The organism is Prevotella sp. P4-67 (assembly GCF_002251325.1).
Taxonomy (GTDB): domain Bacteria; phylum Bacteroidota; class Bacteroidia; order Bacteroidales; family Bacteroidaceae; genus Prevotella.
The window spans coordinates 44,189-65,847 of the sequence record NZ_NPJL01000051.1 but is presented as its reverse complement, the minus strand read 5'-3'; the positions used below and the strand labels follow the sequence as shown (position 1 = coordinate 65,847).

Here is a 21,659-nt window from a genome sequence, read left to right as displayed (position 1 = left end):
GTCAAACACTTCCATCTTTTCGTATAATTCCTTGTTTCCCTCCTTTTTGTGCTATAAGAATATTTTTATTGTCAGAATGTTCTATCCAATCCCATCCTGGCATTTCTTTTTTGGTTGAATAAATAACAGGGACTCCATACTGATTAAAATAATAGGAAGCATATTCAGGGCTTTCAAAAAATATATTATATCCTACTTCTTTATCAGCTCTAATATAATTGAATTCCACCTTCATGTGCGAATAGATAAACGGAACAACAACATTCATCATGGAATCAATACACCCCCATAGTTTAGTGTATATTACATGATTCTTCCCCCAATAAAAATATTCTTTTTTATTAAGAATCAAACTTACCATAAGCAAGGAACTATCATGGAGTTCAATATAATCAGCAATTTCCAATCGTTTATCTCCATCTATTCCTTTCAAAAACATGATACCATTTGATGTTTCAATTTTACATTTCATAATCAGGATAGAATTATTTAATTTGCCAATGACCACCTTTGTCGGAACCTATGCGTTGAATAATACCTTTATCAACCATCATCTTCAGACGACGCTTCACACTACTTTCATGAAGTCCCATTTTGTGTGAAATTTCGCTTCTACTTATTTGTGGCTTTTCCTTGATTAGTTCTAAAATCATTTTTATCTGGTCGCTTATCTGGTCGCTTATCTGGTCGCTTTCTGGTCGCTTCTGGTCGAATATAGTCTTTTCTTGCCCTTCCTCCAATAAATTAGCCCACACAGAAGCTTTCATTATAAAGGCGACCAAATGATATTGGGGTTCCTTCGTGCCAATGGCAGAAAGCTCACGACACATACGGTCAACTCCTTCACCGAACTCCTTTACATAGTCGTAGGCTTTCAGGTACTCGGCTATCTTGGGATTACGGGAAAAATGGGTGTGGCGGATATTGTCGGTGCGGACGATACCAGGCAGCTTACCGGGGGTCTCGAACACAAGTCGGTCATCAAACATCTTTATCTGTATCTCAGTTCCTTTGATGCTATAATCGCGGTGGCAAACCGAGTTTACCGTCATCTCTTGTATCACGAACTTAGGATATTCCCTGTCGGTCTTGAAGAGTCCGTCCTCACCGAGATAGGAATGTTCCTTCACTTGCGTTTCGAGGTAGTCGATGGTTTTCTGTATCTGGTCGAGGATGCGCCCCTCGAAGGTGACATCCTTGATGACGTTCATTTCCCTGCCGACTTTCTCTTCCGTACCATAGTACTTGATAAAACGGACACGGGCACGAGGAAAAAAGTTCTGGGGATTCTTACCGAAGAGCAAGATGCAGGCAGTGCTGACTTGTGGTACATCGCCCTTGTAAGTCAAGAATCCTTTGTTCTCTTGCAGGTATTCCATTGGAGACTTGCCATAACCAATGCGCTTCATATATGCTTTTACGGCATCTATGTCGATATCCTCGATAGTGGCATCGTAGGCAGGGCTGTCCTCATAGTATCGTTCACCCTTGTCATACATCAGTTGCAGACGTTCCTCAAAGGGTAGCTTACGCGACTTGTCGCCCACCCGCCAAAACACCTCATCGGCTTGGTTGGCATGGAGGCGAGGACTGGCCGGGACATGGATTATCAGTATGTAGTTATCATTGCCCTCGCTGTCTTGGCAAGGCATAAACTCTGTCGTAACGGAAATAGTGGGTACACAGAAATCAAACGGAGTGCGAAGAATCTCGTTCAAATGAGCCTTGTCTTGGTCAACACCCTCGATACGACGAGTCTTGTCGGATATACCTACGGCTATCATGCCGCCATCGGCATTTGCCATAGCGACAATAGTGTTGGCGAGAGCCTTCGGTTCTATATGAATGCTCTTACAGTCGAAAGTCTGCCCTTCGGGCATCTGACGTATCTCTTCGATAGTATATCTCATATTCTGTTCATTTCACTTTGGTATGACAAATCAACTCGGTATATCCACATTGAGAACATCGGCTATTTATGCCAATGTCTTCAAGTCAGGTTGTGAGTGGTTGTTGCACCTCTTCGATACTGTGGCAGGGTCCTTATGCAATGTCTTTGCCATCCATTTACTCATAATACCTCTTTCTACCAATACAGTCTTGACACGATTCAAATCTGCCATACTTCAATTATTTGTTGTGTTTTCCGTAAAATTACTGCTTTTAACCGGGAATAAAGAATATATTTGCATAAAGTTGCCAAAAAGAGTGTTATTTTCTCAAACACAAGGCATTTTTGTGTGCAAAATGGACTGTTTCATGCTCTTTACTAACACGCGAATGTCTTCACCTGTATACTAAATGGGGTGGTTTGTACCCACCTTATCAACATACATCAAAACTATATTTGCCGTGAAAGAATAAAGATCTACCACCTCACCAGCCCATAATCTTTGCATCACATGACTTTATACCTCTTATATACAGACAATAAGGTAAAGTTATTTGTATATCTATATAAGAGAATGGGTATAGTTTCAACTGCATCCCATCCCATTCTATTTTCTCTTTTAACAGCATCTATTTATTTATCGTGTCTTCCCTCATTTTGCCATCCACCCTCACATTTGTTCGTAAAAGCAAGTTAAAATCGTTAAGTCTCCACTTTCCTTAAACCCAAAACGGTCATTAGGCCGTTAGGTGTGTTATTTCATGACTGCCTGCAGTCTTTTGTCTTTTATAAGGCGTCTCTTGCTTGTTTTTTAATTCGCAACAGCTCGCTATTACTCATTAAAAACCATACAAAATCCACTCTTCCAAAAGAGCCAGATCCAAGCAAGTCCTAATGACCGATCCGGGATAAATAGACGCGCCTCAGCAGCTGGCTATAGCGCAGCCAGACAGCGGTCAAGATAGTCTATGTCGGCATCGGTGGTCGCCCAGCTGGTGACAAAGCGGCAGGTGAGGGTGCCGTCGGCATGGCGCTCCCATATCTCAAAAGCCACCTGGGCGATGAGGACATCGTACTGGCTGGGCGAGAGGATGACAAACTGCTGGTTGGTGGGCGAAAGGCAAGCCATAGGGATGGCGTGACGGGCAAAGACCTCCTTGAGGCGGGCTGCCATCGCTATGGCGTGGCGCGAGAGACGCAGGTAGAGGCCGTCGGTAAAGAGCGTGTCGAACTGGATGCCGAGCATGCGCCCCTTGGCCAACAGCGCGCCGTGGCGCTTGACGGTGGTAAAGAAATACTTGGGCGCGCTGATGCCGGTAAACACCACCGCCTCGCCAAACATGGCTCCCACCTTGGTGCCGCCGATATAGAACACATCGCAATGGCGTGCCAGGAAGGGCAGGTCGTAGTCGCAGACATCGGACATGAGTCCATAGCCCAGGCGTGCACCGTCGATATAGAGTCTGAGGTGGTGGCGGCGGCACGCTTCGTAGAGGCTGGCGAGCTCGCTGCGGGTGTAGACCATACCCAACTCGGTAGGCATGGAGACATAGACCATGCCCGGCTGCACCATGTGGGGTGCCGTCTCGTCGGCAGTAAAGGTGTCCATGAAGCGGTCGAGCGTGGCGGCAGTGAGCTTGCTGTCGACGGCGGGAAGCGTGATGACCTTGTGTCCGAAAGCCTCGACCGCTCCCGATTCGTGTACAGCGATGTGACCCGTCTCGACCGTGATGACCGCCTCGCAGCCCATGAGCAGCGAGTCGATGACGGTGGCATTGGTCTGGGTGCCACCGATGAGGAAGAAGACATCGGCATCGGTCATCTGCACTGCCTCGCGTATGCGCCTGAAGGCCGACTGGCAGTAAGGGTCAGAGCCATAGCCCGACGTACGGTCGTCATTGGTATCGGCAAGACGACGGAGTATCTCGGGGGTACATCCATTGTTGTAATCACTCTCAAAAGAAATCATAATCTATCGTGTTGTAAAGTTGTCATCTATACTCTCCCCCATCGCAGACCGACGCGGCAGGCCGCGGGGGCGGATGGCTGCCGACGGAAAGACGAGGGTGGTGGGTGCAAAAGTAATGAAAAGCAGAAACATAACCAAGGCAATGGCTGTCAATCTGAGCGCCGACGGCAGGTATCGGCATACTTTTATGCCGTAGAGGGTATGATTTATGAGGCAGTCGTCTGATTATTTGACACAAATTGTGTAATTTTGCATCAAAAACAAGATATGGGCAAAGGTAAATTAGCCAAATTTGCGGATATGGAAGCGTTTGAGAACGTGTTTCAATATCCTTTCTCGGTCATAGACAACGTGCCTTTTGAGATGAAGGGGCATTGGCGCGACATGTACTTCAACAACTCCAACCCGATAGTGCTCGAACTGGGCTGCGGACGCGGTGAATATGCCGTAGGGCTGGCCCGCAAATATCCCGACATCAACTTCATAGGCGTGGACATCAAGGGCGCGCGCATGTGGACGGGAGCCAAGCAGGCTCTGGACGAAGGGCTGAAGAACGTGGCTTTCCTGCGCACCAATATCGAGATAATAGACCGCTTCTTCGACAAGGACGAGGTGCAGCAGATATGGCTCACCTTCTCGGACCCTCAGATGAAGCACGTGCGCAAGCGCCTTACCTCGACCACATTCATGACCCGCTACCGCCGCTTCATGGAGGATGGCGGACTGGTGCATGTCAAAACCGACTCCAACTTCCTCTATACCTACACCCGCTGTATGGCTGAGCACAACCAGCTGCCCATCCATGTGGCTACCGCCGACCTCTACCACACCCCGGGTATGGACGAGCGGTTGCTGAGCATACAGACCTACTATGAGTCGATGTGGATGGAGCGTGGCATAGACATCAAGTATATCTGTCTGGGTCTGCCGCGCGAGGGCGAGCTCTCCGAGCCCGATGTGGAGATACCTATGGACGAGTATCGCAGCTACCACCGCGAGAAGCGCAGCCCCAAGGAGACGGCAAAGTAAGCACGACGACAACGGCACAAGATGCCAGCCCCGCCAAGCGGATGGGGCGAACGGCGACTACACCTTATTATATATATAAGAAACCAGCCCACAGATGGAAGTTCATCTGTGGGCTGGGGTCGGTATAGGGGGATGGGGTCTACAGCTGCTCGGCGGTCACGGGGAAGATGTAGAACTCGCGCACGGGGTCGTAGTCGACCATCAGCTGGTCGATAAATACCGGCGTGTCGAGCGCGCGTATCTCAATGTCGTGGCTGTTGCGGGTGAGGTAGACATCGACGTTGATAATGACCTGTCCGCGCTGTTCGGCGGTCTGCCACTGAGGCGAATGGGCATCGGGGCGCACGCTCATTATCTGCGCCTCGCCATCGTCGACACGCACCGCCAGCCGTATGTCGTGGCCCAGATAGTCGGGCATGGCAATGGCAGCCACCCGCACGACAGCCTTGCCTCTGAGTTCGGAGAAGAAGGAGTAGGACAGGCTGCCACCGGGCGGCACCATCACCGCCTTCATGCTGTGGCCAAGCATAGAGACCGTCTGTACCCCCTGGGTGGCGCGGCGGAAATGGCAGGCGTTGCGGGTTATGGTATTGCCGACATCGAGATTGAACGGCTCGGGGCCCTGCTGGGCAAAGCGTTTGATGGCGTCGTGAGACAGCGGGCCGGGGAACTTGGGCTCTGCCATCAGGGGCATGTGGGCAAGAGAGAGGGTATGCTCCCACTTGCCGTCGAGCATGCCGGAAAACTTGCGGTTGAGCGCCAGCAGCTGCTGGTAGGCTGTCCAGCTGCGCACGGCAGAGGACAGTGCCTCATCGTCGCGGGCGAACGAACTGGGGCGGCCTATATGGCGCGCCTCCTGGGCCTGCAACTGCTTGACCGCCATGAGCCATGCTGCCCTGACGGGATAGTCGACCCAGGCGAAGAACGCCTCGCTGCGCACTTGGGGCACGAGGGCGGCAATGGGGGTGAGAGCCTTGACGAGTGCCTCGTAGTTGGCGAGATAGCGCTCGAGCTCGTTGCCAAAGGCATCGGCCATGAACTCGACATTCATCTGCTCGGGTCGGTGTATGCCCACGAGATGGTAATACTCGGTGAGCACGGGCAACAGGCGGTCGGCAGCCTGCTCGCCAAACTGCTCGGTAAGCCACGCGTGAAAGTGGGAGGGAATATTGGTGGCATTGACATAGGTGATGTTCCACGCCATATCCATGAAGAGCGAGAGCTGGTAAGCCACGGTGCGTGGATTGTCAATCCGGGCTACCCATTCGTGGCGGGCACCCTGGTCATAAGCGGTCTTCATCTCAGCATAAATGCGACCGGGCTGGGTAGAGGGGAGCCAGCGCTCACCAATCTCCATACACTTGGCGCCCCGTCCGTCGCAGTCGGCATGGCGCAGCAGATTGCCACGGAGTCGCAGGAGAAGCTGGTGGAGGCGGTGACTGTCGAGGCCATGGCCCTGGGCGACGAAGCCACGCCGCGCCACCGAGGGCCACTGGATGGTGAGGTAGTCGGAAGCGAGAGCGAGATAGTGGCGGCGCAGGGGAGTGACATCGCCCCACCACGCCCACGGCGAGACACCCGCAAGGCGCGAGAGTTCAAGGATGCCATAGGCAGTGCCATTGGCATTGCTGCCCAGCACCACGATATGTCCGCCCTCGACACAGATGGCAAAGGCATCGTCTTTGGCGATGATACGGTCGATAGGCACCTGGCGTCGCTGGAGCCGCCGGAAGTCCTTGTCGCGCATCTTGTCGAGCTCGAAAATCTCTATCACAGCCCCCGCACGATGCTCGGCTCGATGGCCGGTGACGGCGCGCATATCTTCGGCAAACATATTGAGCGCCATATCGACTACGCCCGTTCGCTTGCCCACAAAACTATATTCCACGCTGCCTCGCCCGCTGTACCAGACCACGTCCTTGGCCCACGAGGCAAGCACGAAGCAGCATAATAAGATGGTAAGTATATTCCTTTTCATTGAATACAAAGGTAGTATAAGCTGGGCGAAATACAAAACAAACTTGAGGTTTTTCTATTCGACCTCTTTAATCTTTACGGCAAGCGGCGTGAGGACAGGCTGCGTCTCAACAATGCCAAACGAAAAAACTTTTGATTTTTCTTTGCATTGTCTTCGACTTGCACTACTTTACAGCGGCGCCGTGAAGGTAGGCGGCACCTCAAGAATAAAAATAAACGAGTTTATTTTGTATTCTCTTCGGTTTGCACTATTTACGGCTCCCGCCGTGAAGGTAGGCGGCACCTCAAGAATAAAAATAAACGAGTTTATTTTGTATTCTCTTCGGTTTGCACTACCTTTGGATAAGGTAGGCTGCGTCTCAACAATGCCAAATGAAAAAACTTTTGTTTTTTCTTTGCATTGTCTTCGACTTGCACTACCTTTGCACATACATAATTATATATAATGGATAATAAGAAAGCTACGTTAGAATTGGGAACGAAGCCAGTAGGGCGGCTGCTGTGGCAGTTTGCCTTGCCAGCTATCATTGCCATGACCGCCTCGTCGCTCTACAATATCGCCGACCGCGTGTTCTTGGGACAGGTAGTAGGTCCGCTCGCCATATCGGGACTGGCCATCACGCTGCCCTTCATGAACCTCTCGGGAGCCTTCGGTGCCGCCATCGGCGTGGGAGCCTCGACCTCTATCTCCGTGAAATTGGGGCAGCGCGACTATGGTGTCGCCGAGAACCTGCTGGGCAATACCATTACGCTCAACCTGCTGGTGGGTATCGGACTTGGTGCCCTGTGTCTTATATTCCTCGACCCCATACTCTACTTCTTCGGCGCCAGCGAGGCCACTATCCCCTACGCCCGCGACTATATGCAGATAATACTCGTGGGCAATGCCGTGACCCACATGTATCTGGGTATGAACGCCGTGCTGCGGTCGGCAAGCAAGCCACGACAGGCTATGAACGCCACCATCTTCACGGTGGTGATGAACATACTGCTCGACGCGCTCTTCATCTGGGTCTTCGGTTGGGGCATACGCGGTGCGGCGTGGGCCACGGTAATCTCGCAGACGATAGCGCTGTGCTACCAGATGCGCATCTTTGCCAACAAGAACGAGCTGCTCCACCTGGAGCGTGGCATATACAGACTCAAAGCCAATCTGGTAAAGAATATCATCGCGATAGGCATCTCGCCCTTCCTCATGCAGAGCTGCGCCTGCGTGGTGGTGATATTCCTCAACAACCAACTGGTGCGCTACGGTGGCGACCTGAGTGTGGGTGCCTACGGCATAGCCAACAGCATAGCCTTCATCTTCGTTATGTTTATCATAGGCCTCAACCAGGGCATGCAACCCATAGCAGGATATAACTACGGCAGCCGACAGATAGACCGTCTGGTACGAGTATACCACCTATCGGTAATGGCGGCTACGGCAATCATGGCGGTGGGATGGCTGATAGCCATGTTTGTGCCCCATCTCTGTGCCCGCATGTTTACCACCGACCCTACGCTCATCGACATGTCGGCACGCGCCATACGCATCATGATGCTGGTATTCCCCTTTGTGGGCTACCAGATAGTGACGACCAACCTCTTCCAGTGTATCGGCATGGTGAAGATAAGTATCTTCCTCTCGCTGTCGCGACAGATGCTCTTCCTGTTGCCGCTCATCGGCGTGCTGCCCCTGTTCTGGGGCATCGGCGGAGTGTGGTATGCCATGCCCATCTCTGACTTCATGGCAACTATCGCCACCTTTGTCATCATGAAGATATATATCAGCAAACTAAAGAATAGCAACCCCGTAGCCACTAACAATCATGGACAATAACAACATCATCATCACCATAGGCCGGCAGATAGGCAGTGGTGGAAGCGCCATCGCCAAGATGCTCGCCGAGGAGTTCGGCGCACGCCTCTACGACAAGGAGATACTCAACCTGGCAGCACGCGAAAGCGGCTTCTGCGAAGAGTTCTTTGAAGAGAACGACGAGAAGAAGGGTTTCTTCAAGACCGCACTGCAGTTTCACTTCCCTCTCTTCACGCGCAACAGCTACTACAACACCGACTTCAACCAGGAGAACCTGTACCTCTTCCAGTGTGATGCCATACGCAAGGCTGCCTCGGAGGGCAGCTGCGTGTTCGTGGGCCGCACCGCCGACTATGTGCTGCGCGATATGGACAATGTGGTCAACGTGTTTGTAAGTGCCGACCTCGACACCCGCATTGCCGAGATAGCCCGCCGCCGCAACATCAGCGACGACGAAGCCCGCAAGTATATCAGCGAGGGCGAAAGCCGACGGGCGTCGTACTACAACTACTACACGGGCAAGCAGTGGGGACACTGTGAGAGCTACGACCTCTGCATCAACGCCGGACGGTTGGGCCACGAGGCTGCCACCAAACTGATAGCCGACTACGCAAGACAGGTGATGGGACAGGCAAACGACAAGAGCCATGAGTAAGCGGATAGGCATCATCAGCGATACCCACGGATGCTGGGACGACAAGTACGAGACCTATCTCGGCGACTGCGACGAGATATGGCACGCCGGCGACATAGGCACCACCGAACTGGCAGACCAGTTTGAGGCCATGCGCCCCGTCTTCCGCGCCGTCTGCGGCAACTGCGACGGCGGCGACCTGCGTCGGCGCTATCCCGAGAGGCTGCGGTTCAAGTGTGAAGATGTGGACGTGCTCATCAAGCATATCGGCGGCTATCCGGGCCACTATGACCGCTCGGTCTTCAGTTCGCTCGTGGCTATGCCGCCCAAACTCTTCGTAGCCGGACACTCCCATATCCTCAAGGTGCAGTATGACCGCACGCTGGGAATGCTCCACATCAATCCCGGAGCAGCCGGTATGCAGGGCTGGCACGTAGACCGCACGCTGGTAAGGCTCACTATCGACGGCGACAAGATGAGCGACTGCGAAGTGATAACCCTCAATGATAGAAAACAACGATAAACCAACTAAAAAACATACCGATATGAAGACTTACCTTGTCACGGGAGCCGCCGGGTTCATCGGCGCCAATTTCATCAAGTATCTACTCTATAAGAAGTATGCCAACGACGACATACGCGTGGTGGTGCTCGATGCCCTCACCTATGCCGGCAACCTCGGCACCATCAAAGACGACATCGACAATCGTCGTTGCTTCTTTGTCAAGGGCGACATACGCGACCGGGAGCTCGCCGACAGACTCTTCAGCGAATACGATATAGACTATGTGGTAAACTTTGCCGCCGAGAGCCATGTGGACCGCTCTATCGAAGACCCGCAGCTCTTCCTGAGTGTGAACATCCTGGGCACGCAGAACCTGCTCGACGCCGCCCGCCGTGCGTGGGTTACCGGACGCGACAGCCAGGGTTATCCGGCATGGAAGCCGGGCAAGCGCTTCCATCAGGTTGCCACCGACGAGGTGTATGGCTCGCTGGGCGCAGAAGGCTACTTCACCGAGGAGACCCCACTCTGCCCCCACAGTCCCTACTCGGCGTCCAAGACCTCGGCCGACCTCTTTGTGATGGCTTACCGCGACACCTACCACATGCCCGTGTCAATCACCCGCTGTTCCAACAACTACGGCCCCTATCACTTCCCCGAGAAGCTGATACCCCTCATCATCAACAACATCCTCGAAGGCAAGCCGCTGCCCGTCTATGGCGAGGGCCTCAACGTGCGCGACTGGCTCTACGTGGAAGACCACTGCAAGGCGATAGACCTGGTGGTGCGCCAGGGTCGTGAGGGCGAGATATACAATGTGGGCGGTCACAACGAGATGCGCAACATCGACATCGTGAAGCTCATCATCAGCACCATCCATGACATGATGGCCGAAGACAAGCAGCTGCGCAAGGTGCTGCGCAAGCAGGTAATCGGCGACGACGGCGAGATAAGCATAGACTGGATTAACGACAGCCTCATCACCCACGTGGCCGACCGACTGGGCCACGACCAGCGCTACGCCATCGACCCCACCAAAATCAAGAATGAACTGGGATGGTACCCAGAAACCCGCTTTGCCGACGGCATCGTCAAGACCATCCGCTGGAACCTCGAGAACCAGGAGTGGATTAAAGACGTCACATCGGGAGACTATCAGAAATACTACGAACAAATGTATGGCAACCGTGGATAATTACACCTTATTATATATATGACAATGAAAAAGATAATGCTGCTCGGCTCGGGCGAGTTGGGCAAAGAATTGGTAATAGCTGCCAAGAGAGCCGGTCTCTACGTGGTGGCGTGTGACAGATACGACAACGCTCCCGCCATGCAGGTGGCCGACGAGAGAGAGATATTCAGCATGCTCGACGGCGATGCCCTCGCTGCCGCCGTGGCGCGCCACAACCCCGACATCATCGTGCCCGAAATAGAAGCCATACGCACCGAGCGACTCTTCGACTTCGAGGCGCAGGGCATACAGGTGGTTCCCAGCGCCAAGGCAGTAAACTACACGATGAACCGACGCGCCATACGCGACTTGGCATCAAGAGAGCTGGGTCTGCGCACCGCCAAATACTTCTACGCCAAGACCTTTGAAGAGTTCAAGAGCGCTGCCGACGCCATAGGGTTCCCCTGCGTGGTCAAGCCGTTGATGAGCTCGTCGGGGCACGGCCAGAGCTACGTGCACAATGACGACGAACTACAGCAGGCGTTTACCGAAGCGATGGAGGGAAGCCGTGGCGACGTGCGCGAGGTCATCATCGAAGAGTTTATCGACTTCGACAGCGAGTTTACCCTGCTCACCGTCACTCAGAAAAACGGCAAGACGCTCTTCTGCCCGCCCATCGGACACGTGCAGAAGGGCGGCGACTACCGCGAGAGTTGGCAACCCTACCAGATAGCACCACAGGCACTGGAGCAGGCACAGCACATGGCTGCCGAGGTGACACGCGCGCTGACAGGCTATGGCCTCTGGGGCGTGGAGTTCTTCCTGACCAAGCAGGGCGAGGTAATCTTCTCTGAGCTGTCGCCCCGTCCCCACGACACCGGCATGGTCACCCTCGCCCACACCACCAATCTGAGCGAGTTTGAGCTGCATCTGCGCGCCTTTATGGGTTGGAATATCCCCGCCATCCACCTCGAACACGCCGGCTGTTCGGCCGTGATACTCTCGCCGACGGAGTCTTGCCAACCGCTCGACTACCACTTCGACGAGGCTATGGAGGAAGACCGCACCCGTCTGCGTATCTTCTGCAAGCCCGAAGCCCACGTAGGCCGCCGTATGGGTGTCGCCCTCTGCTATGGAGAGGTGGGCGACGACATCGACCGCCTGCGCGAGAAAGCCAAGCGTGTGGCCAAGACCGTGCTGGGCACCGACCCTTATATGAAAAAGTAAGATGATAGGAAAGATAATCAGCCTGAGCAAGATAGCCGACCCTCGGGGCAACCTCTCCGTGGCCGAGCAGATGAAGGATATCCCCTTCGAGGTAAGCCGAGTCTACTGGACCTACGACATCCCTGCCGGCAGCCATCGTGGAGGTCATGCCCACCGCCACTGCCGTGAGTTCATCATCGCTGTGAGCGGCGCGTTCAGCGTAAGCCTTGACAATGGTACCGAGCGCGAGACCTATCAGCTCAACCGTCCTTACCAGGGGCTACTGGTAGACACCGGTATCTGGCGCACTCTCGACGATTTCTCATCGGGAACCGTATGCCTGGTGCTTGCCGAAGACCCCTACGACGAGGCCGATTATATCTATGACTACGAAGAATACCTGCAGAGCAGACGATGAGATGTTTGAGATAAGAAGATATACCGCCGACGACCGCAAGAGCTGGGACGGCTACGTGCGCCGTGCACGCAACGCCACCTTCCTCTTTGAGCGCAACTATATGGAGTATCACGCCGACCGCTTTGATGACTGGTCGCTGATGTTCTATCGCCAAGGCAGGCTCTACGCCCTGCTCCCCGCCCACCGTCGCGACACCACGCTTATCTCTCATTATGGCCTCACTTATGGCGGACTCATTATGGACATCCATGTCACCATAAGCGACACCTGCCAGCTCTTCGCCTGTCTCAACGACTATCTGCGCCACGAGGGCTTTACCCGTGTGCTCTACCGCCCCATCCCCTGGATTTATCATGTTCATCCCTCCGAGGAAGACCTCTATGCCATCTTCTGGCAATGTCATGCCCGGCTCGCCCTCCGCAACATCGGCACCGCCATCAGCATGCCCCAGCATCTGCGCTGGCGCAAAGACCATCTGCGGCGGTTGCGAAAAGCCCACGAGAACGGCGTGACCGTGAGGGCCAATGCGTCCATAGCCGAGTTCTGGCCTATACTCACCGACAACCTGCACAAGCGCTTTGACGCCAAACCTGTGCATACGCTCGACGAGATGCTCCTGCTGCAGAGCCGGTTTCCCGACAACATCATCCAGTACAGCGCCTACCGCGAGGGGCACATCATCGGCGGCATCACCTTCTACATCTCGCAACAGGTGGTGCACGGCCAGTACAGCGGAACCAACGACGAGGGCAAGGAGTATGGAGCCATGGAGGCTATCTACGAACAGGTCATGTACCAGGACTACAAGGACTGGCCCTACCTCGACTTCGGCAGTTCTACCGAGGAGCAAGGCAGCGTCATCAACGCCGGACTCATCGCCCACAAGGAGGGCTATGGCGGCCGGGGTGTGGTCTACGACACTTATGAATGGGAGTTATGATAGAATACTTGAACCTGAAACGGATGACGGCGATGCATGCCGACGAAATCGCGCAGGCGGTGACCGGCGTGGTCAATGGCGGACGCTACCTGCAAGGCGATGCCACGCGGGAGTTTGAGCACGACTATGCCCGGTATATCGGCACGCGCCACTGCATAGGCTGCGGCAACGGGCTGGATGCGCTCACGCTGATACTGCGCGCCTATATCGAGCTGGGACGACTGGCCGAAGGCGACGAGGTAATCGTGCCTGCCAACACCTATATCGCCTCGATACTCGCCGTGACCGAAAACCGGCTCAAGCCTATCCTGGTAGAGCCCGACATAACCACCTACAACATCGACGCCAACCTGATAGAGCAGGCCATCACTCCCCGCACCCGCGCAGTGCTCATCGTGCACCTCTATGGCCGATGTGCCTACTCCCCGCAGATAGCCGCAATATGCCGCCGACACGGGTTGCTGCTGATAGAAGACAACGCCCAAGCCCACGGATGCCGCTTCGGCGACGTGCACACCGGTGCCCTGGGCGACGCAGCCGGACACTCGTTCTACCCAGGCAAGAACCTGGGCGCCCTGGGCGATGCCGGAGCCGTGACCACCGATGACGACCGTCTGGCAGCGACCGTCAGAGCCATTGCCAACTATGGCAGCCATAAGAAATATGTATTTGATTACTGCGGACGCAACAGCCGTATCGACGAGATACAGGCGGCGGTGCTCCGCGTGAAGCTCCGCTATCTGGACCGTGACAACCAGCGTCGCAAGGATATAGCCCGCTATTATCTGGACCATATCCACAACACGCTTGTCGCTCTCCCTGCGGATAGAAACAATGACAGCGTATGGCATATATTCCCCATACGCTGCAATGACCGTGATGCGTTGGCGCTGCACCTCCTCCAACGGGGTATCCAGACGCTTATCCACTATCCCATCGCTCCACACCGCCAACGCTGTTATCTTGCGTGGAGCCATCTCTCACTGCCCATCACCGAGCAGATACATGCCCAGGAACTGAGTCTGCCGCTGGCACCTTATCTCTCAGACGAGGAGTGCCGGCAGGTAGCCGAGGCCGTCAGCGACTACTCGCCATCAAACGGGAACAGACCGTAGAGCTCGGCGTCGATATTGTCGGTGATGGTCTTGAAGTCTTCCACGCTGTTCTCAAACTGCAGAGTGTCGCCATCCACAATCATGAGCTTGCCCTTATAACCGGCAATCCATTCCTCGTATCTCTTGTTGAGACCCTCGAGATAGTCGATGCGGATGGAGCGCTCGAAGTCGCGTCCGCGCTTCTGGATATGCGACACCAGGGTAGGTATGGACGAGCGGATGTAAATCATCAGGTCGGGCAACTTGACAAGCGACATCATCAGGTCGAAGAGGTCGGTGTAGTTGTCAAAGTCGCGGTCGCTCATCATCCCCATATCGTGGAGGTTGGGCGCAAAGATGCGCGCGTCTTCAAAGATGGTGCGGTCCTGGATGATGGTGTCCTGGCTCTTGGCTATCTCCACCACGTCGCGGAAACGCTTGTTGAGGAAATAGATCTGAAGGTTGAACGACCAGCGGTCCATATCGGCGTAGTAATCGGCCAGATAGGGATTGTTGTCGACGGGCTCGAAATGGGGAATCCACCCATATCGCTTGGCGAGCTTCTTGGTAAGCGTGGTCTTACCGCTGCCTATGTTTCCGGCTATTGCTATATGCATAGTTGTATAGAGTTTTTATTCGTTGTCTTTGAATGGAAGTGTACCCAGTTCCAGCGCGCTGTCCACGCGCTCGATGATGCGGGCAAACTTGTCGGGGTCGTGCTGGAAGTCGTTGTCGTCGGCCTCTACCACCAGCACCTTGCCCTTATACTTGTTGAAGATAAAGTCCTCGTAACGCTGGTTGAGGTTCTTGAGATACTCCAGCTGCATCGTCTGCTCATAGGCACGGCCACGCTTTTGGATGTTCTTCACCAGATGGGGCACCGAGGCGCGCAGATAAATCATCAGGTCGGGCAGCTGGGCCACGTCGGTCATAATCTCAAACAGTTCCATATAGGTCTCATAGTCCCTGTCTGAGAGGTTGCCCATATCCCGGTTGTTGGCGGTAAACACATAGACGCCCTCATAGATGGAGCGGTCTTGCACGACGGTTCTGTCGCTCTTGCGTATCTCCAACAGGTCGCGGAAACGCTGTTTGAGGAAATACACTTCAAGACAGAACGACCATCGGGCTATGTCCTTATAATAGTCCTCAAGGTAAGGATTGATATCCACCGGCTCGAAGCGTGGTATCCATCCATAATGTTTTGCCAACATTGTGGTAAGCGTCGTCTTGCCGCTACCTATATTGCCTGCTATCGCTATATGCACGTTAGTGTAGGTTTTTATCGTGGTTATTGATAAATCTGTACTGCCCGGCGCCATCTCTATTGGCGCAAACGCTGTGCAAAGATAACCATTTATATATAAAAAAAGGTAGCGGAATAGAAAAAAAATTAAAAACAGTCTACCAATCGGGATATTATATTTATCTTTGTAATCGTAACAGAGTACATTATTCACCATTAAACCTTATAGATATGAAGAAAATCAATGTCACCGTCGTAGCATGGTTGCTTCTGGGCAGCCTCACCATGAGTTCGTGTATCGGCTCGTTCACCCTCTTCAACAAGTTTGCCAAGTGGGAAACGCAGATGACCAGCAACAAGTATGTCAACGCCATCGTGGGCTTCATCATCACTCCCTTCGTGGGCTCGGTATGCCTCTTGGGCGACGCGCTGCTGTTCAATACCATTGAGTTCTGGAGTGGCAGCAACCCCATCGCCGACATCGGAAAGACACGCACCATCATGGGTCAGGACGGACGCTACTATGCCGTGACCACCCTCAAGGACGGATATGAAATCAAGGCACCTACAGGCGAGGTGACCAATCTGAAATACAACAAGAAGAACAACTCATGGACCATGGAGCAGAACGGTGACGTGAAGGAAATCTTCCGCTTCAACGACGACGGCACCATCATGGCTACCGTCAACGGCGAGCCTCGCACCTACACCCTCGACGAAGCCGGAGTATACCAGGCACGCATGGATGCCAACGAGGGCATGTATTTTGCCGTGAGATAGAGTCACACCCTCTACATACAGACCATCTGGAGCAGCCCACCGCCACTGGCAGAGGCTGCTCCTTTTGGTTTCAGGCACATAGAGCCTAAACAAATGTCCCACTCTCTGTCATGGAGAGTGGGACATTCGGATATGGAGGCACTGCCGTCCATACGGGGGTACCCTTCGGCGGTGAAGGATTTAATCGGTGGTGTCGGCGATATCGACATCGTCGAAGTCTGCATCGTCTTCGTCATCTTCGATGATGTCCTCGGGCACGGGCAGCTGACGGTCTATCACCGCATTGAAGGAGACAATGGTCTCGCTACGCGACAGGCCCAGCGGCTGCAGACGGTCATGGATAATGTTGAGCAGATCATGGTTGGTACGGGCATAGAGCTTGATAAACATGTCATAGCCACCCGTGGTGTAGTGACACTCGGTCACCTCGGGTATCATTCTCAACTTCTCGACCACATCATCAAAGGTGGCGGGGTCCTTCAGGTAAAGGCCCACATAAGCACAAGTCTCATAACCCAGCTTTTCGGGGTCGATTACGTACTTGGAGCCCTTGATTAAGCCCATCTTTGTCATCTTTGCAATGCGCTGATGGATGGCAGCGCCACTCACATTACAGATACGGGCGACCTCGAGGAAAGGCATGCGTGCGTTATCGGCCACCAAGTTCAGGATCTTCTTGTCCAGTAAGTCTAAATTACGATATGCCATAGCAAGTTATATTTTACTTGCAAAGGTACTAATTTTTACCGCAATTTACTCTGTTTTCACGCAAAAAAGTTACAAAATAACAGCGTTAACGTTTTTTATCATTGGCAGTATAGATAACTCTCGTGGCATGGGCGCGACGAAGAGCGTCCTTGACCTGGCGCAGCAGACTCATAGGGATATGGCGGTCGGCTTTGATGACGACCAGATGGCGCTGCTGCTCAGCGGGCGTCATGCGGCTGCGCTCGGCAGCCACGAGGGCCGACAGCTGACTGGCATCGACCATCCTGTCGCCCAACTGTATCTGGGGCTGGGCGCCAGGCCGCTCTATGGGTGTTCCCACGTAGATATAGGTCACACACTGGCGACTCTGCTGGCGGGAGAGGTGAGTGCCCTGGGGCACATCATAGCGCACACGCACGGCATTGGTCTGCATGTGGGTCACTATCATAAAGAAGAAGAGCACGGTGAATATCAGGTCGGGCAGAGACGAGGTGTTCAGCTCGGGCACTTCACGGCGGCGGCGACGGATGATGCTCATGGGCGACTACCTCCTTTCTCCATATAGTTTTCGACGATGCGCTGCGGACAAGCCTGTCTCACCTGGTCGCGCTCGGCGGCGGTGCAGCCCTTCATGGGGCGCCCATAGCGTCGGCGGGCTTCGGCGTCGCGCAGCTGGCGGTAGGCTTCGACGATGCTGTTCTGCAGCTGGAAGTAAGACTGATACTCGGCATCGGGGTCTATGTCGATGGCGATGATATGGCGCAGCCCCCGGCTCGTCACATGCTGCTCCACGCGCGCTGCGACATCCTTGTCGGCCACAGGCTTGCCATCTACTGTCACCGTGCCATTGGCAGCCAGCGCGAAGGTGAGCACGTCGCGGCGGTCCACCTCGGTCGGGGTCTGCTCGGCAGGCTCCATAGGCGGCAGCTGGCGCACCAGGCCCTTGTTCTGGTCCATCGACGTGGTGACCAGAAAGAAGATGAGCAGCACAAACGAGATGTCGGCTGTCGAGGTGGTATTGAGGCCGAACGAGCGGCGGTGACGACGGGCAAACATGATGGTTTTCTATCTTTTTTCTTTGACTCTCCTGTTCTTGACTACTGCCACGGCGACCACGGCAGCCACGATGAGCGCCGTGCCGGCGTAGATGAACATATCGGCGACTCTCAGCCACAGTCTGTCGGCAAAGCGGGCACCGTTGGCCATGATGGGGGCGCTGCTGCCCAGGGCAAAGCCTATCGCCAGCAGAGCCACCGTGCCGAGAACCACCGCCATCATGATGCGGCGTGCAGGGATGCCGTTGGTCAGAGGCTGCGACTTCACGCCACGACGGCGCACTACCATCAGCCACAGGGCGGCGACGACGGCAGCCACCATCGTCAGCTCTACAAAGGCGATGAGCAGCGGGGTGAGCAGCGGCGCGCTGAAGGTGGGGTCGGTAGCCAGCGGCAGGTCATAGCCGATGAGCATAAAGAGGGCATAGACCACCACAGCCAGACCTATCACTGCATAGAGCGCCAGGCGTGAGAGGGCTTCGGTAGGTTTGCTTCCGGTCTTCATGCTTGACCTCCTTTGTGTCGGGCTATGATGTCGAGCAGAGAGATGACGCTCTCCTCCATCTGGCAGGTGAGATGGTCTATCTTGGAGAGGATAAGGTTGTAGAACACCTGCAGCACCAACGCCACAATGATACCGAAGATAGTGGTGATGAGGGCCACGCGCATACCCGATGCCACGATGGCGGGACTGATGTCGCCGGCGGCCTGGATTTGGTCAAACGCCATCACCATGCCGATGACGGTGCCGAGAAATCCCAGCGAGGGTGCCATGGCGATAAACAGCACTATCCACGAGCAGCCGCGCTCGAGCTTGGCGGCCTGCACGCTGCCATAAGCCACGAGTGTGCGCTCGATATTGTCCATAGGCTCTGCCATGCGCGAGAGTCCCTGGGCGCAGAGGGCTGCCACGGGGCCACGGGTGGTGGTGCAGAGTTCACGGGCGCCATCGATGTCGCCGCCTTCCACCTTGTCCTTGATGTCGGTCATGAGTCGCTTGGCGTCCACCTCGGAGAGTCCGAGGTAGATGATGCGCTCGATGCAGAACGCCAGGCCCAGCACCAGGGCGAGGGCGACGAGCGACATAAACCCGGCATTGCCCTCGATAAACTTGGTCTTGAGCATCTGGTGGAAGCTGGGTGCCTCGTCGTCGGCAATGGCCTGCAGGTCATCGGCGCCGGCTGTCAGCGAGTCGGTGGCGGCGAGGGTGGTATCGGCTGCTGCCGCCTCGGCGGCAGCAAGGCTATCGGCGGTCTGCGCCGTCGTGGGCACAGCCATCATGAGCATCAGGGCCATGCAGAGCCCCAGTATCTTTGTCATTGTCTTCATCATATATATATTAATAAGGTGCAAAAGTAGCGGTTTTGCCACGACAGACCAAGATTTTTTGTATAATCTTTGTAAACACGCCCATTTTTTTATTTCGCCGACAGAGACTGTCCACGCGTGGCGGGGGCACGGCGCAAAGGTAGCGCAGCAGCCCTCTATCTTCATTTCCAACTGCGAATTATTGATTGCAGGCCGCGCCACAATCATATCAAACCACGCTTTCACCATTTCACGCCTCGAAGTTAGGTTGGGGATGGTTGCCATAAGGATGAGATAGATACAAAAAGCCGTAGCGTCTTCTGAAGGCTTCGCCTTTGTGGCTATGGCGCCGCCGACAGTCGGAAAACAAGTTTTCCTTCGTGTCACCACCGCCACAACCACAGTCATGCGGGGCATGACTTCAGAAGACACCACGGGGCAAAAAGCGGCCGACGGCCGTAAAAAAAGTCCGGCTACGCCGGTAAAAAAACAGACGCTTACTATCCTTGCCAAAGGAAAGAAGAAGATAGGCAAGGGCCTGCCAATGCAGCCTTCCAGGCATGTTTTTTTCCCTTACGCTGGCAAGCATGAACCCAGACAGGCTGTGACGGTTATCACTATCGTCGACACCTCACGCTGCGGCTTGTCAGAAAGCTGTTATCGTCAAGTCGGTCTTATCGTAATAGAACTTATAGATTGTCGCATGGGGATAACTATGAAAGTTGACGATAATACCTATAGGATATTGAGTGCCAAGCATGTAAGAAAACAACTGTTGATACTCTTTGGACGTCAAGTTCTCAAGGGCTTTACATTCGATGATGACATTGCCGCGCTTGTTGGGAACCACATAATCCATCTTCAGAAACGAAGAGAGGCTGTGGCCTTTGTAGACAGGATGATGGCGGTGCTCCTTCCATGCTGGGATACCTGCCTCGGAAAAGGCAACACCCAACGCTTCCTGGTAGATATACTCAGGCATACCTATTGGCAACTCTTTATACACATCCTGTATGACGCCAACGATGTCATACACATACTTCTGCAACTGAGCCTTGAACTCTGGGTCTAAAGTGGTTTTTGCCTTGACTATCATGATTGTATTATTGTCAGCTGCAAAGATAATGGATAGTTTGCAGACTAAAGAACATGAAACAGATTATTTGTTTTCTATGGCAGCAAACTAAATGAGGATGGGGATGGCTGCCATAAGGATGAGGTAGACACAAAAAGCCGTAGAGTCTTCTGAAGGCTTCGCCTTTGTGGCTATGGCGCCGCCGACAGTCGGAAAACAAGTTTTCCTTCGTGTCACCACCGCCACAACCACAGTCATGCGGGGCATGACTTCAGAAGACACCACGGGGCAAAAAGCGGCCGACGGCCGTAAAAAAAGTCCGGCTACGCCGGTAAAAAAACAGACGCTTACTGTCCTTGCCAAAGGAAAGAAGAAGATAGGCAAGGGCCTGCCAATGCAGTCTTCCAGGCAGGTCGGCGCAACATGGGGAAGACGGGAGAGAACATACACGAAAGCAGCTGTTTTTGTACCGGCGACTGCCGGACTTTTTTTACCGCCAAAGGCGGACTTTTTGTTTTTGCGGCTTTTCAGCCTGCCGACAGGCAGGCGCGGATGAGGGTGGCGGCGAATGGCCGAGAGCGTGCTCTCGACGACATTGCCGACACCCACAAACGCAAAGGGCGCAGCCCTGAAAAACCGCAAATCTTTTTGTATCTATATCAAGCTGATTATGCATACTACAACCGCCAGCAACACTTTTTTCTTGTCATTTAGACTGACTATGTCTATAATTATACGTACCCTTACGGCCGTATATGCAAAAAGATATAACAAAACGGAGTGAAATGATAGTTTGATGACCAAAGAACATGTAACAGATCATTTGTTTTCTATGGCAGCAAACGAAATGAG

25 protein-coding genes are annotated in these 21,659 nt (G+C 53.9%); 12 read left to right on the top strand and 13 right to left on the bottom strand.

The genetic code is table 11. The annotated features are described in order from the left end of the window. Nucleotide 1: 1 nt before the first annotated feature. The 3 genes from CIK92_RS08135 to CIK92_RS08120 all read right to left on the bottom strand — a co-directional run bounded on the left by CIK92_RS08135 (nucleotide 2) and on the right by CIK92_RS08120 (nucleotide 3,860). Nucleotides 2-472: a hypothetical protein gene (locus tag CIK92_RS08135; RefSeq protein ID WP_094388742.1), complete on the bottom strand. Its 471-nt coding sequence runs from the start codon at nucleotides 470-472 to the stop codon at nucleotides 2-4. A 13-nt stretch (nucleotides 473-485) separates the two neighbouring features. Next, entirely contained in the window at nucleotides 486-1,910 is a 1,425-nt protein-coding gene (locus tag CIK92_RS08130; protein WP_094387495.1) for an RNA-binding domain-containing protein, read from the bottom strand. A 915-nt stretch (nucleotides 1,911-2,825) separates the two neighbouring features. Beyond that, on the bottom strand, nucleotides 2,826-3,860 hold the full coding sequence (locus tag CIK92_RS08120) for a low specificity L-threonine aldolase (RefSeq protein WP_022310694.1): 1,035 nt from the start codon (nucleotides 3,858-3,860) through the stop codon (nucleotides 2,826-2,828). Nucleotides 3,861-4,127: 267 nt separating this feature from the next. Between CIK92_RS08120 and trmB the strand changes: the two genes are divergently transcribed. After that, nucleotides 4,128-4,889: a tRNA (guanosine(46)-N7)-methyltransferase TrmB gene (gene trmB / locus CIK92_RS08115; RefSeq protein WP_094387493.1), complete on the top strand. Its 762-nt coding sequence runs from the start codon at nucleotides 4,128-4,130 to the stop codon at nucleotides 4,887-4,889. Between the two features lie 139 nt (nucleotides 4,890-5,028). Here the strand turns inward: trmB and CIK92_RS08110 are convergent, their stop codons facing one another. Further along, complete coding sequence (locus CIK92_RS08110; protein ID WP_094388741.1) at nucleotides 5,029-6,867, bottom strand: glycosyl hydrolase 115 family protein; 1,839 nt, start codon at nucleotides 6,865-6,867, stop codon at nucleotides 5,029-5,031. Here CIK92_RS08110 and CIK92_RS13425 point away from each other — a divergent pair. The 9 genes from CIK92_RS13425 to CIK92_RS08070 are packed head-to-tail and all read left to right on the top strand — an operon-like array spanning nucleotide 6,845 to nucleotide 14,656. Then, nucleotides 6,845-7,312: a hypothetical protein gene (locus CIK92_RS13425; protein ID WP_144289382.1), complete on the top strand. Its 468-nt coding sequence runs from the start codon at nucleotides 6,845-6,847 to the stop codon at nucleotides 7,310-7,312. The two genes, CIK92_RS08110 and CIK92_RS13425, sit on opposite strands and share 23 nt — an antisense overlap. After that, nucleotides 7,312-8,688, top strand: a complete 1,377-nt coding sequence (locus CIK92_RS08105) for an MATE family efflux transporter (protein WP_094388740.1) — start codon at nucleotides 7,312-7,314, stop codon at nucleotides 8,686-8,688. Before CIK92_RS13425 ends, CIK92_RS08105 begins: the two co-directional genes overlap by 1 nt. Further along, nucleotides 8,678-9,322 carry an AAA family ATPase gene (locus CIK92_RS08100; protein WP_094388739.1) on the top strand — a complete coding sequence of 215 codons (645 nt, stop codon included), beginning with the start codon at nucleotides 8,678-8,680 and terminating at the stop codon, nucleotides 9,320-9,322. Before CIK92_RS08105 ends, CIK92_RS08100 begins: the two co-directional genes overlap by 11 nt. Then, a complete protein-coding gene (locus tag CIK92_RS08095) occupies nucleotides 9,315-9,824 on the top strand; it encodes a metallophosphoesterase (protein WP_094387489.1) in 510 nt (169 codons plus the stop codon). The genes CIK92_RS08100 and CIK92_RS08095 overlap by 8 nt, the downstream gene beginning before the upstream one ends. A gap of 22 nt (nucleotides 9,825-9,846) precedes the next feature. Next, nucleotides 9,847-10,998, top strand: coding sequence for a dTDP-glucose 4,6-dehydratase (rfbB, locus tag CIK92_RS08090; RefSeq protein WP_094388738.1), 1,152 nt, complete (start codon nucleotides 9,847-9,849; stop codon nucleotides 10,996-10,998). 24 nt (nucleotides 10,999-11,022) lie between these two features. After that, on the top strand, nucleotides 11,023-12,204 hold the full coding sequence (gene purT, locus CIK92_RS08085) for a formate-dependent phosphoribosylglycinamide formyltransferase (protein ID WP_094387512.1): 1,182 nt from the start codon (nucleotides 11,023-11,025) through the stop codon (nucleotides 12,202-12,204). Nucleotide 12,205: 1 nt separating this feature from the next. Further along, entirely contained in the window at nucleotides 12,206-12,601 is a 396-nt protein-coding gene (locus tag CIK92_RS08080; protein ID WP_094388737.1) for an FdtA/QdtA family cupin domain-containing protein, read from the top strand. Then, nucleotides 12,567-13,541, top strand: coding sequence for a GNAT family N-acetyltransferase (locus CIK92_RS08075; RefSeq protein ID WP_254046027.1), 975 nt, complete (start codon nucleotides 12,567-12,569; stop codon nucleotides 13,539-13,541). The genes CIK92_RS08080 and CIK92_RS08075 overlap by 35 nt, the downstream gene beginning before the upstream one ends. Beyond that, nucleotides 13,538-14,656, top strand: coding sequence for a DegT/DnrJ/EryC1/StrS aminotransferase family protein (locus CIK92_RS08070; RefSeq protein WP_094388746.1), 1,119 nt, complete (start codon nucleotides 13,538-13,540; stop codon nucleotides 14,654-14,656). The genes CIK92_RS08075 and CIK92_RS08070 overlap by 4 nt, the downstream gene beginning before the upstream one ends. On the opposite strand, the gene CIK92_RS08065 is transcribed toward CIK92_RS08070, so the two are convergent. Both CIK92_RS08065 and CIK92_RS08060 read right to left on the bottom strand, forming a co-directional pair. Next, the gene (locus tag CIK92_RS08065; RefSeq protein ID WP_022311177.1) at nucleotides 14,626-15,252 is read right to left on the bottom strand and encodes a deoxynucleoside kinase; all 627 of its coding nucleotides are present in this window, start codon (nucleotides 15,250-15,252) and stop codon (nucleotides 14,626-14,628) included. The two genes, CIK92_RS08070 and CIK92_RS08065, sit on opposite strands and share 31 nt — an antisense overlap. A 15-nt stretch (nucleotides 15,253-15,267) precedes the next feature. Then, a complete protein-coding gene (locus CIK92_RS08060) occupies nucleotides 15,268-15,903 on the bottom strand; it encodes a deoxynucleoside kinase (protein WP_094387485.1) in 636 nt (211 codons plus the stop codon). 209 nt (nucleotides 15,904-16,112) lie between these two features. Between CIK92_RS08060 and CIK92_RS08055 the strand changes: the two genes are divergently transcribed. Then, nucleotides 16,113-16,661: a DUF3332 domain-containing protein gene (locus CIK92_RS08055; RefSeq protein ID WP_022311179.1), complete on the top strand. Its 549-nt coding sequence runs from the start codon at nucleotides 16,113-16,115 to the stop codon at nucleotides 16,659-16,661. A 180-nt stretch (nucleotides 16,662-16,841) separates the two neighbouring features. Here the strand turns inward: CIK92_RS08055 and CIK92_RS08050 are convergent, their stop codons facing one another. The 7 genes from CIK92_RS08050 to CIK92_RS13775 all read right to left on the bottom strand — a co-directional run bounded on the left by CIK92_RS08050 (nucleotide 16,842) and on the right by CIK92_RS13775 (nucleotide 21,074). Then, nucleotides 16,842-17,369, bottom strand: coding sequence for an Lrp/AsnC family transcriptional regulator (locus CIK92_RS08050; protein ID WP_022311180.1), 528 nt, complete (start codon nucleotides 17,367-17,369; stop codon nucleotides 16,842-16,844). Between the two features lie 85 nt (nucleotides 17,370-17,454). Next, nucleotides 17,455-17,907 (bottom strand): biopolymer transporter ExbD, encoded by a 453-nt coding sequence (locus tag CIK92_RS08045; RefSeq protein WP_094388736.1) that lies wholly within the window; start codon nucleotides 17,905-17,907, stop codon nucleotides 17,455-17,457. Continuing rightward, nucleotides 17,904-18,425: a biopolymer transporter ExbD gene (locus CIK92_RS08040; protein WP_094388735.1), complete on the bottom strand. Its 522-nt coding sequence runs from the start codon at nucleotides 18,423-18,425 to the stop codon at nucleotides 17,904-17,906. The genes CIK92_RS08045 and CIK92_RS08040 overlap by 4 nt, the downstream gene beginning before the upstream one ends. Nucleotides 18,426-18,434: 9 nt before the next feature. After that, nucleotides 18,435-18,929, bottom strand: coding sequence for a hypothetical protein (locus tag CIK92_RS08035; protein ID WP_094388734.1), 495 nt, complete (start codon nucleotides 18,927-18,929; stop codon nucleotides 18,435-18,437). Next, nucleotides 18,926-19,753, bottom strand: coding sequence for a MotA/TolQ/ExbB proton channel family protein (locus CIK92_RS08030; protein WP_371594134.1), 828 nt, complete (start codon nucleotides 19,751-19,753; stop codon nucleotides 18,926-18,928). The genes CIK92_RS08035 and CIK92_RS08030 overlap by 4 nt, the downstream gene beginning before the upstream one ends. Nucleotides 19,754-20,378: 625 nt before the next feature. Continuing rightward, nucleotides 20,379-20,828, bottom strand: a complete 450-nt coding sequence (locus tag CIK92_RS08025) for a GxxExxY protein (RefSeq protein ID WP_094385820.1) — start codon at nucleotides 20,826-20,828, stop codon at nucleotides 20,379-20,381. A gap of 87 nt (nucleotides 20,829-20,915) precedes the next feature. Beyond that, nucleotides 20,916-21,074: a hypothetical protein gene (locus tag CIK92_RS13775; RefSeq protein ID WP_158214761.1), complete on the bottom strand. Its 159-nt coding sequence runs from the start codon at nucleotides 21,072-21,074 to the stop codon at nucleotides 20,916-20,918. A gap of 156 nt (nucleotides 21,075-21,230) precedes the next feature. Here CIK92_RS13775 and CIK92_RS13420 point away from each other — a divergent pair, with 156 nt between their 5' ends. Further along, the gene (locus CIK92_RS13420) at nucleotides 21,231-21,521 is read left to right on the top strand and encodes a hypothetical protein (protein WP_144289381.1); all 291 of its coding nucleotides are present in this window, start codon (nucleotides 21,231-21,233) and stop codon (nucleotides 21,519-21,521) included. The last annotated feature ends 138 nt before the right edge of the window (nucleotides 21,522-21,659 follow it).